This is a genomic window from Mycobacterium toneyamaense, from assembly GCF_055384815.1.
On record NZ_AP040333.1, the window covers coordinates 2,064,555 to 2,080,473 of the forward strand.

General features: G+C 69.0%; 16 protein-coding genes. 6 read left to right on the forward strand and 10 right to left on the reverse strand.

Going from position 1 to position 15,919, the window contains the following annotated elements; translation table 11 throughout:
- Positions 1-99: 99 nt before the first annotated feature.
- Complete coding sequence (locus ACZ5IQ_RS10000; protein WP_464481178.1) at positions 100-1,035, forward strand: alpha/beta fold hydrolase; 936 nt, start codon at positions 100-102, stop codon at positions 1,033-1,035.
- 6 nt (positions 1,036-1,041) lie between these two features.
- Here ACZ5IQ_RS10000 and ACZ5IQ_RS10005 read toward each other — a convergent pair whose 3' ends face one another.
- The 4 genes from ACZ5IQ_RS10005 to ACZ5IQ_RS10020 form a co-directional block, all read right to left on the reverse strand.
- Positions 1,042-1,392 (reverse strand): hypothetical protein, encoded by a 351-nt coding sequence (locus tag ACZ5IQ_RS10005; protein ID WP_464481179.1) that lies wholly within the window; start codon positions 1,390-1,392, stop codon positions 1,042-1,044.
- A 93-nt stretch (positions 1,393-1,485) separates the two neighbouring features.
- Positions 1,486-3,009: a leucyl aminopeptidase gene (locus ACZ5IQ_RS10010; protein WP_464481180.1), complete on the reverse strand. Its 1,524-nt coding sequence runs from the start codon at positions 3,007-3,009 to the stop codon at positions 1,486-1,488.
- The gene (locus ACZ5IQ_RS10015; RefSeq protein WP_464481181.1) at positions 3,009-4,115 is read right to left on the reverse strand and encodes an adenylate/guanylate cyclase domain-containing protein; all 1,107 of its coding nucleotides are present in this window, start codon (positions 4,113-4,115) and stop codon (positions 3,009-3,011) included. Before ACZ5IQ_RS10015 ends, ACZ5IQ_RS10010 begins: the two co-directional genes overlap by 1 nt.
- 80 nt (positions 4,116-4,195) lie before the next feature.
- Positions 4,196-5,038, reverse strand: a complete 843-nt coding sequence (locus tag ACZ5IQ_RS10020; RefSeq protein ID WP_464481182.1) for a HEAT repeat domain-containing protein — start codon at positions 5,036-5,038, stop codon at positions 4,196-4,198.
- A gap of 106 nt (positions 5,039-5,144) precedes the next feature.
- On the opposite strand from ACZ5IQ_RS10020, the gene gcvT reads away from it, so the two are divergent.
- Together gcvT and ACZ5IQ_RS10030 are read left to right on the forward strand one after the other, a co-directional pair.
- Complete coding sequence (gcvT, locus tag ACZ5IQ_RS10025) at positions 5,145-6,269, forward strand: glycine cleavage system aminomethyltransferase GcvT (RefSeq protein ID WP_318985178.1); 1,125 nt, start codon at positions 5,145-5,147, stop codon at positions 6,267-6,269.
- A 42-nt stretch (positions 6,270-6,311) separates the two neighbouring features.
- Positions 6,312-7,430: a branched-chain amino acid aminotransferase gene (locus ACZ5IQ_RS10030; RefSeq protein WP_020103558.1), complete on the forward strand. Its 1,119-nt coding sequence runs from the start codon at positions 6,312-6,314 to the stop codon at positions 7,428-7,430.
- A 58-nt stretch (positions 7,431-7,488) separates the two neighbouring features.
- Here the strand turns inward: ACZ5IQ_RS10030 and ACZ5IQ_RS10035 are convergent, their stop codons facing one another.
- Genes ACZ5IQ_RS10035 through ACZ5IQ_RS10050 form a run of 4 tightly spaced genes read right to left on the reverse strand, consistent with a single transcriptional unit; the run spans position 7,489 to position 10,497 of the window.
- On the reverse strand, positions 7,489-8,211 hold the full coding sequence (locus ACZ5IQ_RS10035) for an adenosylcobinamide-GDP ribazoletransferase (protein WP_212812110.1): 723 nt from the start codon (positions 8,209-8,211) through the stop codon (positions 7,489-7,491).
- 2 nt (positions 8,212-8,213) lie between these two features.
- Positions 8,214-9,275: a nicotinate-nucleotide--dimethylbenzimidazole phosphoribosyltransferase gene (gene cobT / locus ACZ5IQ_RS10040; RefSeq protein ID WP_212812109.1), complete on the reverse strand. Its 1,062-nt coding sequence runs from the start codon at positions 9,273-9,275 to the stop codon at positions 8,214-8,216.
- Positions 9,272-9,811, reverse strand: a complete 540-nt coding sequence (locus ACZ5IQ_RS10045) for a bifunctional adenosylcobinamide kinase/adenosylcobinamide-phosphate guanylyltransferase (RefSeq protein WP_212812108.1) — start codon at positions 9,809-9,811, stop codon at positions 9,272-9,274. Before ACZ5IQ_RS10045 ends, cobT begins: the two co-directional genes overlap by 4 nt.
- A 5-nt stretch (positions 9,812-9,816) precedes the next feature.
- Positions 9,817-10,497, reverse strand: a complete 681-nt coding sequence (locus ACZ5IQ_RS10050; RefSeq protein WP_212812107.1) for a DUF3043 domain-containing protein — start codon at positions 10,495-10,497, stop codon at positions 9,817-9,819.
- A gap of 71 nt (positions 10,498-10,568) precedes the next feature.
- On the opposite strand from ACZ5IQ_RS10050, the gene ACZ5IQ_RS10055 reads away from it, so the two are divergent.
- Together ACZ5IQ_RS10055 and ACZ5IQ_RS10060 are read left to right on the forward strand one after the other, a co-directional pair.
- Positions 10,569-11,633, forward strand: a complete 1,065-nt coding sequence (locus ACZ5IQ_RS10055; protein ID WP_318985177.1) for a glycerate kinase family protein — start codon at positions 10,569-10,571, stop codon at positions 11,631-11,633.
- Between the two features lie 45 nt (positions 11,634-11,678).
- Positions 11,679-12,047: a HesB/IscA family protein gene (locus ACZ5IQ_RS10060; protein ID WP_020103564.1), complete on the forward strand. Its 369-nt coding sequence runs from the start codon at positions 11,679-11,681 to the stop codon at positions 12,045-12,047.
- Positions 12,048-12,077: 30 nt separating this feature from the next.
- Here the strand turns inward: ACZ5IQ_RS10060 and ACZ5IQ_RS10065 are convergent, their stop codons facing one another.
- Complete coding sequence (locus ACZ5IQ_RS10065; RefSeq protein ID WP_212812105.1) at positions 12,078-12,710, reverse strand: Rv0361 family membrane protein; 633 nt, start codon at positions 12,708-12,710, stop codon at positions 12,078-12,080.
- Between the two features lie 64 nt (positions 12,711-12,774).
- Between ACZ5IQ_RS10065 and ACZ5IQ_RS10070 the strand changes: the two genes are divergently transcribed.
- Positions 12,775-13,749 carry a carbohydrate kinase family protein gene (locus tag ACZ5IQ_RS10070; RefSeq protein ID WP_212812104.1) on the forward strand — a complete coding sequence of 325 codons (975 nt, stop codon included), beginning with the start codon at positions 12,775-12,777 and terminating at the stop codon, positions 13,747-13,749.
- A 77-nt stretch (positions 13,750-13,826) separates the two neighbouring features.
- Here ACZ5IQ_RS10070 and asnB read toward each other — a convergent pair whose 3' ends face one another.
- A complete protein-coding gene (asnB, locus tag ACZ5IQ_RS10075) occupies positions 13,827-15,782 on the reverse strand; it encodes an asparagine synthase (glutamine-hydrolyzing) (protein WP_212812103.1) in 1,956 nt (651 codons plus the stop codon).
- Positions 15,783-15,919 lie beyond the last annotated feature (137 nt).

Below are 15,919 nucleotides of genomic sequence, written 5' to 3' on the forward strand. Positions count from 1 at the left end.
CTTTGTCCCGCTGTGTTGACACCCTCGCTGAGCAGGCTACTGTCGCAATCGAACCAGTACCGGCGGTACGGGATACTTTGAGGTCAGGCGGGTGTGGCGATGCAGTTTGTGGACAGTGCCGACGGGACGCGGATCGCGACCTACGACGAGGGCAACCCCGAGGGCCCGGTGATGGTGCTGGTGCACGGCTGGCCCGACTCGCACGACATGTGGGACGCCACGGTGCCGCACCTCGCCGAGACCTACCGGGTGATCCGCTACGACAACCGCGGCTCGCGCAATTCCGGTGTGCCCAAGAAGGTTTCGTCGTACACCATGGCGCACTACGCCGACGACTTCGCGGCCGTCATCGCCGCCTTGGCGCCCGGTCGGAAGGTCCACGTCCTGGCCCACGACTGGGGCTCGGTCGGTATCTGGGAGTACCTGTCGCGACCGGAGTCGGTGGACCGCGTCGCGTCGTTCACCTCGACCTCGGGGCCGAGCGCCGACCACACCCGGCGCTTCATCATGGAGGGTCTCAAGCGGCCGTATCGGCCGGCGCGGTTCCGGCAATCGGTGTCGCAGTTCCTGCGGCTGACATACCAAGGTTTCTTCTCGATCCCGCTCGTGGCGCGAGTGCTGGTGCGCGCCAGCGTGCCGACCATCATTCCGCTCCTGCTGAAGTGGCTGGATGGCATGTCCGACAACCAGATTCGGCATTCGGACACCTTCGCGACCGACGCCGCGAACAGCCTCAAGGTGTACCCGGCCAACTACTGGCGCACCCTGTTCTCGGGCCGGCGCGACCACTACGTCACGGTGCCCGTGCAGGTGATCGTCAACCGCGGCGACCAGTTCGTGCGCCCGTACCTCTACGACGAGACGCCCCAATGGGTCTCGCAGTTGTGGCGCCGGGACATCGAGTCGGGACACTGGTCGCCGATGTCACATCCGGAGCTGCTCGCCACCGCCGCCCGCGAACTCGCCGAGCATGTCGCCGGCGCCGCGCCCACGCCAGAGCTGCAACTGGCTCAGGTCGGCAGCAAAGCCGGCTAGGGCGGCCTATCGGGGCGGCTCGCCGTTGACGTTGACGTTGTGCGTGACTTCGCCCTCGTGGTTCACGTTCACGTTGACCGTGGGATTGCAGGCCGGGTTCTGGAACGCGACGCTGTCGCACGGCATGCCGTTGTTGTAGAACAGGCCGCCGCCGTTGTTGTCGCCGTTGTTGTATCTGGGGTCGCACTGATCGTCGCCGCCCAGCCGGTCGATCACATTCCGGAAGGGACACAACTGGTCGGCGATGATGTCCTCGTCTTCGGGATCGGCAAGCGCCTGTGTGGCGCCGCTCATCCCGGCTAATTCCATGCCGATAACAGTGGCTGTGACGGCAGCCAGCTGAATGTACTTATTCATGCAGGAACGGTACGCCTCGGACAAGCTCGGCGGTAGAAAAATTCGGTAACTGCCGTCGTCTCAGCTACCGCCGAGCCGTCCTTGTGTGCGTGATCAGCCGTTGGCGGCGATGTCCTCCAGCACGGCGAACATCGTGCGGGTCGGGACGCCGGTGCCACCCTTGCCGGTGTAGCCCCACGGGCCGCCGGTGTTGTATGCCGGGCCGGCGACGTCGAGGTGTGCCCACTGCACGCCGTCGGCGACGAACTCGCGCAGATACACCCCGGCCACCAGCATGCCGGCGTTGCGCGCGCCGCTGACGTTCGCCAGGTCGGCGACCGTCGACTTCAGGTCGTCCTTGAGCTCTTCCGGCAGCGGCATGGCCCACGCGTTCTCGCCGACCTGCTGCGACAGCTTCGCGACCCGGTCGCGGAACTCGTCACTGCCCATCACGCCCGGGGTACGCGTACCGAGCGCGACCAGCTGCGCGCCGGTCAGCGTCGACGTCTCGATCAGGTAGTCGGGGTTGTCCTCGCAGGCGCGGACGATGGCGTCGGCCAGGATGAGCCGGCCCTCGGCATCGGTGTTGAGCACCTCGATGGTGGTGCCGCCGTACTGCGTCAGGACATCGCCGGGCCGCTGCGCCGTCGACGACGGCATGTTCTCGGCCATGGGGACGGTCGCGGTGACGTCGACCGCCAGCTTCTGACGCGCTGCCAGCACGACGGTCGCGATGACGGCCGCGGCACCGCCCATGTCGGAGGTCATGTGGTGCATGTTGGCGGCCGGCTTGATCGAGATGCCGCCGGTGTCGAAGGTGATGCCCTTGCCCACCAGCGCCACCTTCTTGGCGTTCTTCTTGCCGGAACGGTAGGTCAGCCGCACCAGGCGCGGCCCGCGGGACGAACCCTTGCCGACACCCACGATGCCGCCGTAGCCGGCGTCCTCCAGTTCCTTCTTGCCCAGCACCTCGACCTCGAGGCCCGCCGACTTACCCAAAGCCTTTGCGCGCTTGGCGAATTCGCCCGGGTACAGGTGGCTCGGCGGGGTGTTGACGAAGTCGCGGGCCGTCGCCACGGCAGTCGCGACGTCGACGCCGCGGGCCGCTGCGGTCTCGGCGTCGTCCGCAGTGGACAGCACCGTCAGCGCCGTGAGGCCCGTCTCCTTCGGGGCGGTCTTCGCGCTGCGGAATTCGGAGAAGCGGTAGGCGCCGAGGATCAGGCCTTCGACGGCCGCGGCCACGTCCACTTCGGACAGGGTGGTCACGACGGTCTCGGTGCCGTTGAGGGAGCGGGCCGCCACGCCGGCGGCGCGGCGGATGACGTCGGCCGGCCACTCGTCGCGGTCCTTGCCGAGGCCGACGGCCAGCACGCTGGCCACCGGCAGCGACGGCACGAGCACGCGCGTCACCTGCTCGGTCGAGCCCTTCGCGCCCAGGGTCTTCAATGCCACCTCGATCTCGCCGGTGGCTTCGGCGTCCAGGAACGGGTTGGCCAGAACCGTGGCCTCGTCGTTCTCGCCGGTGATGACCGGCACGATCAGCACCGCGGCGTCCAGATCGGACGGCAGGGCGGATGCGACGGTGACGGCGGGGGACTGGTAACCGGGTGCGCTGCTCACCGGTCCCACCCTAGTCATCAGGCCTGCCGGGCCGCCCGCTCAGCCTCCGGGCACAGCTCGAATGCGGTCACCGGGTCGTTGAAGCCCTTGAGCACCAAGGGCTCCCGCGGCGCCACCGGCCATTTGCCCGGCATGTCGTACCACGGCGCGGCCACCAGGATCTGCCCCGGCTCGGCTGCGGCCACCAGGCGGGCCGCCAGATTCACTGGATTGCCGAAGTAATCACCACCGGTGGCCACCACCGAGCCGAAACTCAGACCGGCCCGCACGCTGATGTGGGCCATCTTCGGCCGTGGATGGTGCACCAGGTCCATGGCGACCCGCGCCAGCGACTCGGGTGTGGCGCTGACCCACATCACCGCATCGCCGATGAACTTGACCACCCGGCCGCCGTCGGCGTGCACCACGTCGTTGGTGATGGCGTTGAACTCGTTGAGCAGACTCGTCAGGTCGGCGGGCGTGAGCCGTTGCGTGAGCTGCGTGAAATTGGACAGGTCGGCAAACCCGACACCGCAGTCCACTGTCAATGGCTCGTGGCGGGCGACGGCATCGAAATACGTTCGGGCAGCGAACAAATGGTGGCGGTGAAAAGAGTCGATCATGCCGCCGATGCGCGGAATGAAGGCGGCCGCCGATCGGTAGGCCTGCGCCGTCACGAGTTCGTCGTGGCTGTGGGCCAGGTCGAGCTCCGGCAGACCGGCGCGGCTCATCGACGCCAGCGCCTCGGCCACCCGCGCCACACTGGCGCCGATCACCCGGAGGAAGCCCGTCGCGGCGTCGTCGCCGATCGCCGTCCGCAGGTCGGCCCAGGTGCGCAGCGCCTCGATGTCGTTGTCGGTGAGCGTCGGTGTGTTCGGGTCGGCGACCGTCAGGCCCAGCACCGCCCAGGCCTGCTCAACGTCGGCCAGCGGTAATCCGAGCGCCTCGGCGGCGGCGGTCAGGCTGTGGCTGGGCTGCCCCGACCACTGCACGACGTCGCCGGCCAAGCCGAACAACCGCCCCTGGCGCTCGGCCGCGACCATCTGCTCCGCAGTGAAGCCCAGGCCGTCCAGATACTCGATGAGCGGCGCGCGCCGGCGGGCATCGGCGATGCCCGCGGCTTCCAGGGCGTCGAAATCGACCACGAAACGAGTCTGCCAGCTACCGGGGGACCGGCGGGGCGATCCGCGATCATCGGCTCTGGTAGCCGGAGGGCCGGTGTCATCTAGTCGGGGAGCCGTTCGAGGGCGCGCTTGGCCAGTTTGCGGACCTGCGCGCTGGGGTCGTCGACATAGCGCTCGACACGAGCGCGGACGCCGGTTGCTTTCATCGCTATGAGGGCCTTGATCGCCGACTGCACGTACCTGCCGTCCAGCCAGTTCAATGCAATCTCCTGCGCCTCAGCGGTTTTCACGCGGCCGAGGTATTCGATGAGGGAGCCGCGCGTGAACCTGGGCGGCAGCTCTTCCATGATTGCCGCGATAGCAGGCAAATCTGCTGCAGTCGCGATGCGCGCAAGTGTTGGTTCGGCATCGTCTTGGACTCTTCCGGTCGGCGGCGGCCGGCGCCGGAGTTGATCTACCACCGCATCGATTGCGTCCCGGTTACCCCGGGCGGCCGGGTCGTCCAGCGCGCGGATGAGCCCGATTCGGAGAAGTTCGCGATGTTCGGTTTCGGGCCCGGGGACGCGAACTTCGAGGTGATTGAGCCAGTCGACGAAGATCGGGATACCTTGCGGGACGGTTCGGGCGCGGTCGGCCAGGTCGTTTAGCGTGTAGCACCGGACCCCGACAGCGGCGAGTTCTTTGCAGATGCGGCGGTCGAAGCCTTTGTGTCCGTCGCTATACCTGGCCGGCCGGTTGTCTAACCAGTCGTCGCCTTCTGGCATGCCCTGATACGTGATTGGTGGCCAGGTGCCGTCGGGGTTCTTCTTCGGTTTGGGTCGCCGTTTCGGTACCGTCCGGCGTTTCCTCGCCTCCGGCGATAAGCGTGGGAGGTCGGCACTCGTGGCTTCGATGGCCCCGATCGCCTGCCGCAAATGCGCGATCGTGTCGCTGTGGTCGACCACGACACGAGTCTGCCAGTCACGCGGGTCGTGGGCACGATCCACAACGCCTCGGATCACAGCCACATACCGACTGCGATCCGAGGCGCAAGCACTAGGCTGACTGGCCGTGAGCGAACTGTTGCAGGGCCCGCTGGAAGACCGTCACCGCGAACTCGGGGCGAGTTTCGCCGAATTCGGGGGCTGGTTGATGCCGGTGTCGTACGCCGGCACCGTGGCCGAGCACAACGCCACCCGCGAGACCGTCGGGCTCTTCGACGTCAGCCACCTCGGCAAGGCGCTCGTGCGTGGCCCCGGCGCCGCCGAGTTCGTCAACTCCGCCTTCACCAACGACCTGCGCCGCATCGGCCCCGGCAAGGCGCAATACACGTTGTGCTGCAACGAGTCCGGCGGGGTGATCGACGATCTGATCGCTTACTACGTCTCCGACGACGAGATCTTCCTGGTGCCCAACGCGGCCAACACCGCCGCCGTGGTCGCCGAGCTGCAGCGCGTCGCCCCGCCCGAACTGACCATCACCGACGAGCACCGCTCCTACGCCGTGCTCGCGGTGCAGGGGCCGAAGTCCACCGAGGTGCTCACCGCGCTCGGGCTGCCGACCGACATGGACTACATGGGCTACGCCGACGCCGAGTACAACGGCGTCCCGGTTCGGGTGTGCCGCACCGGCTACACCGGTGAGCACGGCTACGAACTGCTGCCCGAGTGGGACCGCGCGGGCGTGGTCTTCGACGCGCTCGTCGCCGCGGTCAAGGATGCCGGCGGTGAACTCGCCGGGCTGGGCTCGCGCGACACCCTGCGCACCGAGATGGGCTACCCGCTGCACGGACATGAACTGTCGCTGGACATTTCGCCGCTGCAGGCCCGCTGCGGCTGGGCCATCGGCTGGAAGAAGGACGCCTTCTGGGGCCGCGACGCGCTGCTCGCGGAGAAGGAAGCCGGGCCGAAGCGGACGCTGCGCGGCCTGAAGGCTGTCGGACGTGGCGTGCTGCGGGCCGGTTTGACAGTGTTGGACGCCGGGGCGAGCGAAGCGACGGGGGAGGTACCTGCCAAGCCGGTGGGCATCACCACGTCGGGCACCTTCTCGCCGAGCCTCAAGGTCGGCATCGCGCTGGCACTGCTCGACACCGCGGCCGACATCGCCGACGGCGCGCGGGTGACCGTCGACGTCCGCGGCCGGGCGCTCGAATGCGAGGTCGTGGCGCCGCCGTTCGTGGCGGCCAAGACGCGTTAGCCGCGGCGAAAACGCGCTAGCCACGGGCGATACAATCGGCATATGACCGATGGCCCCCTCGAATTCACCGTTTCGCGCGCGAGCAACCCGGCGAGCGATGAGGTAAGGGCTCAGGTTCTGGCCGACCCCGGATTCGGGCGGTTCCACACCGACCACATGGTGGCCATCGACTACACCGTCGACCGTGGCTGGCACGACGCACGGGTCACCGAATACGGGCCCATCGAGCTCGATCCGTCGGCGATCGTCCTGCACTACGCGCAGGAGGTCTTCGAGGGTCTGAAGGCGTACCGCTGGAATGACGGCTCGATCGTGTCGTTCCGTCCGGAGGCCAACGCCGCCCGGCTGCAGTCGTCGTGCCGGCGCCTGGCCATCCCGGAGCTGCCCGGCGACGTCTTCGTCGAGTCACTGCGCCAGCTGATCGCCGTCGACAACGAATGGGTGCCGGCCGCCGGTGGTGAGGCGTCGCTGTACCTGCGCCCGTTCATCATCGCCACCGAGCCCGGCCTGGGTGTGCGCCCCGCCAACGAGTACCGCTATCTGGTGATCGGTTCGCCCGCCGGCGCGTACTTCAAGGGCGGCATCAAGCCGGTGTCGGTCTACCTGTCCACCGAGTACGTGCGGGCCAGCCCGGGCGGCACCGGCGCGGCCAAGTTCGGCGGCAACTACGCCGCGTCGCTGCTGGCGCAGGCGCAGGCCGCCGAGATGGGCTGCGACCAGGTGGTCTGGCTGGACGCCATCGAGCGCCGGTACGTCGAAGAAATGGGTGGCATGAACCTGTTCTTCGTGTTCGGCAGTGGTGGTTCGGCACGACTGGTCACCCCCGAGCTGTCCGGCTCGCTCCTGCCCGGCATCACGCGGGACTCGTTGCTGCAGTTGGCGGTTGACGCCGGCTTCGCCGTCGAGGAACGCAAGATCGACATCGACGAGTGGCAGAAGAAGGCCGCCGCGGGGGAGATCACCGAGGTGTTCGCCTGCGGTACCGCCGCCGTCATCACGCCCGTCGCGCATGTGAAGTACGGGCACGGCGAATCGGCCGGCGAGTTCACCATCGGCGACGGCCAGCCCGGTGAGGTCACCATGGCGCTGCGCGACACCCTGACCGGCATTCAGCGCGGCACCTTCGCCGACACCCACAACTGGATGACCCGCCTGGGCTGATCACGGCCAACGTGAAGAAGATCGCGAGAAATCTCGCGATCTTCTTCACATTCGGCGGCTAGTGGACGGCCAGCCCGAGGGCAGTCAACGTGGTCGTGACTTCGACGGCCGCACCCAGTACGTCGCCGGTGATCCCACCGAACCGGCGGACGCAGTGCGCCACCAGTAGTGCGGTGATTCCCAGCGCGACCAGCACGGCCACCGGACCCTGCCACAGCCGCGGCGTCGCCCACGCGGACGCCGCGGCCACCGCCACCGTCCACGCCGCGACCACCCCCACCGGCTGACTGCCGGCGACCATCGCGCCCAACGTGCTGCCCGGCGCGGCCGGTACCGACGTGCGGCAGGCCGCCAGCGCGGCGACACGGCCCGCGGTGACAGCGACGACGACCGCCACCGGGCTCAGCGCGGCGAACGTCATGCTCTGCGCGCCGATCGCCACCACGATCGCGGCCACCCCGAACGGGCCCGCGGTGCCACCGCGCATGACGGCCAGCGCCCGCTCGGGCGGTCCGTAACAGCCGAGGCCGTCGACGGTGTCGGACAGCCCGTCGATGTGCAGGCCCCGGGTCAGTAGAAGTAGTACCGCCACCGCGAGCAGCCCGGCCAGTGGGCCGGTCACGTACACCTGCCCGGCGCCCCAAACGACGGCCGCGGCGATACCACCGAGAACGATGCCGACCGCTGGAAGCGCAGTCAGTGTGCCCCGCCCGAACGGCCGGTCACTGCGCACCGGCAGGACGGTGCTGAACGCGAAAGCCGAAGCGAGGGAACCGATCACAGTCAGTGTGCGGGCTTGTCGGTGACGTTCGCCTCGCCGAACGTGGCCATCGACGCCAGCGTCGCGACCGCGGCCCGCAGCACGGGCAGCGCCACCGCAGCGCCGCTGCCTTCGCCCAGGCGCATGCCGAGGTCCAGGATCGGCGTCAGTTGCAGGCGCTGCAATGCCACCGCATGCGCGGGTTCGGTCGACAGGTGGCCGGCCTGCCACCACGCCTTCGCGCCGGGGGCCAGCCGGTCGGCGACGAGCGCCGCGGCGGTCACCACCATGCCGTCGAGCAGCACCGGGGTGCGCCGCAGGGCGGCCTGGGCCAGGAAGCCCGCCATGGCGCCCAGATCCGCACCGCCGCAAACGGCAAGCAGCGCAACGGGATCGGCCTTCACCTGACGCGCGCGGAACAGCGCGTCGCGGATGGCCGCCGTCTTGCGGGCCCAGCCCTCGTCGTCGACGCCGGTGCCGCGGCCCACCACGGCGACGGGTTCGGTCGCCGTCAAGGCGGCGACCAGAGTCGTTGCCGGAGTGGTGTTTCCGATGCCCATGTCGCCGGCGATGAGCAGGTCGGCGCCGGCGTCGACCTCCTGATCGGCAATGGTGCGGCCCGCCGCGATCGCCGCGATGGCCTCCTCGGTCGACAGCGCGTCCTCGACAGCGATGTTGCCGCTGCTGCGTCGCACCTTGTGGGCGCCGATCGCGGGGGAGTGGGCCTCGCCGTCGACGGCGATGTCGGCCACGCGCACGGTCGCGCCGGCCACCTCGGCCAGCACGTTGATGGCGGCGCCGCCGGTGTCGAAGTTCGCCACCATCTGCGCGGTGACCTCGGACGGGAATGCCGAAACGCCGGACGCCGTCACGCCGTGGTCGCCGGCGAACACCACGACCCGAGCACGCTCGAATTGCTTTGGCGGACAGGCACCTTGGCACGCCGACACCCAGACCGACAGATCCTCGAGACGTCCCAGGGAGCCCGGCGGCTTGGTCAGGGTCAGCTGGCGCGCGAGGGCGGCCTCCCGCACATCGGCGTCCGGTTTGGTGAGGTCGGGGAACTGGGCGCGGGGATCGCTCATCGGGGCTCCTTGACGGTGAGAGGCTGGCCGGCCACCACCAGCACCACGCGGTCGCAGACGGCGGCCAGGCGCTGGTTGAGCGCGCCCAGCTCGTCGGCGAACCGGCGGCCCGACTCCGTGGCGGGGACGACGGTCAGGCCGACCTCCGGGCTGACCAGGGCCAGTGGCGCGGTGAATTCGTGGACCGCAGAGGTCAATTCGTCGATATCGGTCCGAAGGGAGGCGCCGGACCGAGCCCCTTCCCATGCGCCGCGCCGGTCCATGGCGGCGACCAGCCAGCCGCCGATGTCGTCGACCATGGTGGCGGCAGCCGAGCCACGCAAAGTCGTTGCCACATCGGCGGATTCGACGGTCGACCAGTGTGCCGGCCGGCGGTTCCGGTGTGCCGAAACCCGGGCCGCGAAGTCGGCGTCACCGGCGACGGAACCGGTCGCGACGTAGCGCACCGATCCGCCCGGACCCGCCGCACCGGCGACCCAATCCTCGGCCCACTGCGACTTGCCCGACCGGATGCCGCCGAGCACCAGGGTGCGCACCGGGCTCAGTCGACCTTGTCTCCGCGGTTGACCTGCGGCTTCGGCACGCGCATCCGGCGCAGCTGCGAAGCCCGGCTGGACGCGTAGAAGCCCAGCTTCCAACCGCTTTCGGTGTTGCCCGGGAACTTCGCGTCGACCCGCTTGTTGATGCGCCGGCTCAGCAGCACACCGTCGATGGCCATGATCACCATCAGACCCAGCATCGCGACCGACAGCAGGCCCTGGGTCTGCACGGGCGGCAGCGCCATCATGAAGAACACCAGCACCAGCGCCGACGGCATGAACAGCCCCAGCACGTTGCGCCGGGAATCGACGAGATCGCGGACGTAGCGCTTGACCGGACCCTTGTCGCGGGGCAGCAGGTAGGCCTCGTCGCCGGCCATCATCTTGGCGCGGCGCGCATCCATGTCGGCGCGGCGGGCCACTCGGTCGGCCTTGCGCTCTTCCTTGGTCTTCGAGTTGCGCAGTTCCTTGCGGCGCTTGCGCGCCTCGGCCGTCGTCATCGGCGCCGGTGCGACCGGGCCGCGCTTGCGGTTCGCGCTCTGCTTGGGGGTCGGGCGGCCCTTGGGCGCCGTGGTGCGGGCCCCGGCGTCGTCGCCCGAGTCGACGGTCACGTCGACGTCGTCAGCATTGCCGCTCTCGTCTCCGGAGTCGGCGTTGTCCTTCTTGCGGCCCAGCAGATTCACGGTGTCAGGTTACTTCGGTGGCCGGGCTCGGCCGTCATGCACCCGAGCTGTGGGCGGCTTAACCTGCTCCGATGAGAGTTCTGGTCGCCCCCGACTGTTACGGCGACAGCCTCACCGCGGTCGAGGCCGCGGCGGCGATCGCCGCGGGCTGGGCCGCCGCGCGGCCGGCCGACACGCTGGTGCTCGCCCCGCAGTCCGATGGCGGCCCGGGCTTCGTCGACGTCCTGGCCGAGCGGCTGGGCGGGCTGCAGACCGCGACGGTGCGCGGCCCGCTGGATCGCGACGTCACCGCGCACTGGGTGCTGCACCAGGACACCGCCTACATCGAGTGCGCGCAGGCCTGCGGATTGGCGCTGCTCGGCGGGCCGCCGACGGTGCGGACCGCGCTGGATGCCACCAGCTTCGGCGTAGGCCAGCTTGTCGACGCGGCGCTGACGGCGGGCGCGCAGAAGGTGGTCGTGGGCCTCGGCGGCAGTTCGTGCACCGACGGCGGCCTGGGGCTCGTCGCCGCATTGGGCGGGCTGACGCCGGCATGTCAGAGGCTGGCCGGTGTCGAGGTCATCGTCGCCTCCGACGTCGAACACCCACTTTTGGGGCCGATGGGTGCGGCCGCGGTGTTCGGTCCGCAGAAGGGGGCCGATCCCGCCACGGTGGAGCTGCTGGAGCAGCGGCTCACGGCGTGGGCCCGCGAACTCGAATCGGTGGCCGGCCGGGACGTCGCCGTCGAACCGGGAGCCGGCGCTGCCGGCGGCCTCGGCGCGGCACTGCTGGCGCTGGGCGGCCGGCGCGAGTCGGGCGCGACGGTCATCGCCACACACACCGGGCTGGCCGCGGACCTGGCTGCCGCCGACCTCGTCATCACCGGTGAGGGCCGGTTCGACGACCAGTCGCTGCACGGCAAGGTGATCAGCGCGCTGGTGGGCCAGGCCGCCGGCACGCCTGTGCTGGTGCTGGCCGGGCAGGTGACGCTGGACCCGTCCGCGCTGGCCGCCGCCGGGGTGACGGCCGCGTATTCGATCACCGACCACGCCGGGTCGGTGGAACTGGCCATGAGCGATGCGGCCAACCAGCTGACCGGATTAGCTACGGGCGTAGCCGCTGAACTCGGGAATACCGGCCCGACAAGGTACCGTTGATGGTGCCTGGATAGTGCCAGGCAATCGATGCACCAGGGAGATGCAATGACTGTTGAGGACGCGACCAGCACCGGTACCTCGACCGAGACCCACGGCGTGATCTTGTCGGACGCGGCGGCCGCCAAGGCCAAGGCTCTGCTGGACCAGGAAGGCCGTGACGACCTCGCGCTGCGTATCGCCGTGCAACCGGGCGGCTGCGCCGGCCTGCGTTACAACCTCTTCTTCGATGACCGCACCCTCGATGGTGACCTCACCACCAACGTGGGCGGCGTCAACCTGACCGTCGACCGGATGAGTGCCCCGTACGTCCAGGGCGCCACCATCGACTTCGTCGACACCATCGAGAAGCAGGGCTTCACCATCGACAACCCGAACGCCACCGGCTCCTGCGCCTGCGGCGATTCGTTCAACTGAGATAGCCGACCGTGCTGGTCCGGCGGTCTCCTACAGGGAGTCCGCCGGACGCGGCAGGTACGAGCAGACCAGGGTCTCGCGCGGCTGCACCAGCAGCTGTGCGACAGCCTGCAATTCGTTGTTCTTCGGTCCCGAACCGCGCGGCAGCCGGCCCGACGGCGCCACCTTCATGGTGAACAGCACCTGCGCCTGATTCGGTGACAGCATCACGATCTTGTCGATCGACGTCACATCCGCCTGACCGAACTGCTTGCGGAACGCATCACTGGCCAGATTCGCCACCGTGAAATCCGTGGCGTGATCCTTGATGCCGTCATACAGGCCGCACAGGGCGTGGCGTGCCACCGTCTGCTTGTCCTGCTGCAACAGCGCGTTGAGATAGCCCTGGATGGCGGACTTGGCGGAGGCGTCGGTCAGGCCGCGATCGCTGGTGCTGCGCACCGCGAAGATGATGCCGCCGATGACGGCGACGACCGCAAGCACAGCGCCGACGACCAGCAGGATTCGCTTGGTGTTGTTACCGCCGCCCGACGGGTATTCCACGGCCGGTGGGAGAGTCGTCGGGTACGACGTCGGCGGGCCGCTGTAAGGGGCACCGTAGGTGGAGTTCCCCGGACCCGGCTGCGGGGGGATCGATTCCGGGTACGGATATGCGCCGTCCATGTTGTCCACAGGCTAGCGCACCCGCGCAGGGCAGCCCGGACCTCAGCCTGGGTAAGCTCGCCGAATGACCATTGCCGTGACCGGATCGATCGCGACCGACCATTTGATGCGCTTCCCCGGCCGATTCGCCGAGCAGTTGCTGGCCGAACACCTGCAGAAGGTGTCGCTGAGCTTCTTGGTCGACGACCTGGTGGTGCACCGCGGCGGCGTCGCCGGCAACATCGCCTACGCCATCGGCATCCTGGGCGGTAGCCCGACGCTGGTCGGCGCGGTGGGCAAGGACTTCGACGATTACCGCGGCTGGCTGACGTCGCACGGCGTCGACTGCTCGCAGGTGCTGGTGTCCGACTCCGCCTACACCGCACGATTCGTTTGCACCACCGACGAGGACATGGCGCAGCTGGCGTCGTTCTATCCGGGTGCCATGTCGGAGGCGCGCAACATCAAGCTTGCCGATCTCGTCGCCGCTCAGGGTGAGCCCGAGCTCGTGATCATCGGGGCCAACGACCCCGAGGCCATGTTCCTGCACACCGAGGAATGCCGGAAGCTGGGTCTGTCGTTCGCCGCGGACCCCAGCCAGCAGCTGGCCCGCCTGTCGGGCGAGGAGATCCGTCGCCTCATCGACGGCGCCGCCTACCTGTTCACCAACGACTACGAGTGGGACCTGCTGCTGCAGAAGTCCGGCTGGTCCGAGGCCGAGGTGATGAGCCAGATCGAGCTGCGCGTCACCACGCTGGGGGAGAAGGGCGTCGACATCGTCGGCCGTGACGGCTCGTTCGTCCACGTCGACGTCGTGCCCGAGAACGAGAAGGTCGACCCGACCGGTATCGGTGACGCGTTCCGCGCCGGCTTCCTCACCGGCCGCGGCGCCGGCCTGAGCCTCGAGCGGGCCGCTCAGCTGGCCTCGCTCGTGGCCACCCTGGTGCTCGAGGCCCCGGGTCCGCAGGAGTGGACCTGGGACAAGACGACTGCGCTGCCGCGGCTGTCGGCCGCGTTCGGCGCCGAAGCGGCCGACGAGATCGCCGCAGCGCTCGCATAAGCACTACGCCGAAAGTGCGGGAAACGACCGAATTCAGTGCGAATTCGCGGTCGTTTCCCGCACTTTCGGCGTAGTGGTCAGAGTTCGACGGGGTAGACGGGCTCGCTGATCTGCGGCGTGACGCTGCCCTCGATGAAGATGGCGTGCCACAGCATGAAGATCAGCACCGTCCACAGCCGGCGGCTGTGATCGCTGACGCCGCCCCGGTGCTCCTCGAGCATCTGGCGGACGGCGTCGAGGTCGATGAGATGCCCGGCCTGCGACGCGTCGACCGTCGCGTAGGCCCACTCCAGCAGTTCGCCCGAGCGCAGCCAGTGCCGGATCGGCACCGGGAACCCCAGCTTCGCGCGGTGCAGCACATGCGCCGGGACGATGGGCTCGAGGGCCCGCCGCAGTGCGTACTTGGTCGTGGTGCGGGTGATCTTCTGGTCGTACGGCAGCTTGGACGCGACCGCGAACACCTCGGGATCCAGGAACGGCACCCGCAGTTCCAGGGAATTGGCCATGGTCATCTTGTCGGCCTTGACCAGGATGTCGCCGCGCAGCCAGGTGAACAGGTCCAGATGCTGCATGCGCGCCACGGGGTCCCAGCCCGCGGACTCGGCGTAGATCGGCGCCGTCACGTCGGTGTGGGTCCACTCCGGGTTGAACTGCGCCAGGGTTGCCTGCAGTTGCTCGTCGGAGAAGCTGCGGGCGTTGCCGTAGTAGCGCTCCTCGAGCGTCAGCGACCCGCGGTGCAGCAGGCTCTTGCCGCGCATGCCGTCGGGCAGTGACTTCGAGGCCTTGCCGAGCCCGCGCCGCAGTCCCCGCGGGACACGGTCGAAGGCCTTGAGCGACAACGGTTCCCGGTAGATGGTGTAGCCGCCGAACAGCTCGTCGGCGCCCTCACCGGAGAGCACCACCTTGACGTGCTTGCGGGCCTCGCGGGCGATGAAGAACAAGGGCACCAGCGCCGGGTCGGCCACCGGCTCGTCCAGGTACCAGACGATCTCGGGCAGCGCCGCGACGAACTCGGCCTGGCTGACGACCTTGGTCACGTGCCGCGCCCCGATGGCCTCGGCGGAGGCGACGGCGACGTCGACCTCCGAAAAGCCTTCGCGCTCAAAGCCCGTCGTGAAGGTGATCAGCTTGGGGTTGTGCCGCATCGCCAGCGCGGCGATCGCGGTCGAGTCGATGCCGCCGGACAGGAACGCGCCGACGGTGACGTCGGCCCGCATGTGCTTGGCGACGGAATCCTCCAGGACGGCGGTGATCTCGTCGTACCGGGCCTGCTCCTGCCCTGTGACAAATGGCACAGCGGCGAACTTCGGCTTGAAGTAGCGCGTCACCTCGGGCTGCTGGCCCGGGCGAATCCGGGCATAGCTGCCCGACTCCAGCCGCCGGATCCCGCGCTGCAGGGTCTCGGGTTCGGGCACGTACTGCAGCACCGTGTAGTGCTGGACGGCACGTTCGTCGATGCTCAGGTCGACGCCGGCACGGGCCGCCAGGTCGAGAATGCACTTCTTCTCGCTGCCCACGATGGTGCCGCCCGGGCCCGTCGCCAGATACAGCGGTTTGATACCGAACGGGTCCCGCGCGCAGAACAACTCGCGGGTCTCGGTGTCCCACAGCGCGAAGGCGAACATCCCGCGCAAGCGGTTCAGCGCCGCGGTGCCCCAGTAGTGGTAGGCAGCGACGATCGCCTCGCTGTCGCCCTCGGTGGCGAACTCGGCACCGAACTCGGCGCGCAGTTCCTCGCGCAGCTCGAGGTAGTTGTAGATCTCGCCGTTGAACACCAGCGCGTAGCGATTCGGCGCCTCGGGCGGACCCCAGCGCAGCGGCTGGTGGCTGTGCGCGATGTCGATGATCGACAGTCGGTTGAAGCCGAACACGACGGTGTGATGACCGTCGCTCGGATCGCTGTCGTCGGCCCAGGCGCCCGACTCGTCCGGACCCCGGTGGCGCATCGGATGCGTGGCATCCGAGACCGCGTTCACCAGGTCAGTGGAATGGTCGGCAACAGGGTCGGCCAGGTAGGCCAGCAGTCCGCACACGGCGCCAGTATGCCTGTTCAGGCAGGTGAACTCAGAACCGACGTTGCCGATTGGCCGGTCGCTTCGCTCGGCGCTGCGGGCGTGGTCTACGCTGCGTAGTATTCGACCGGCTTGACCGACTCCTAGGAGGGCCTCAA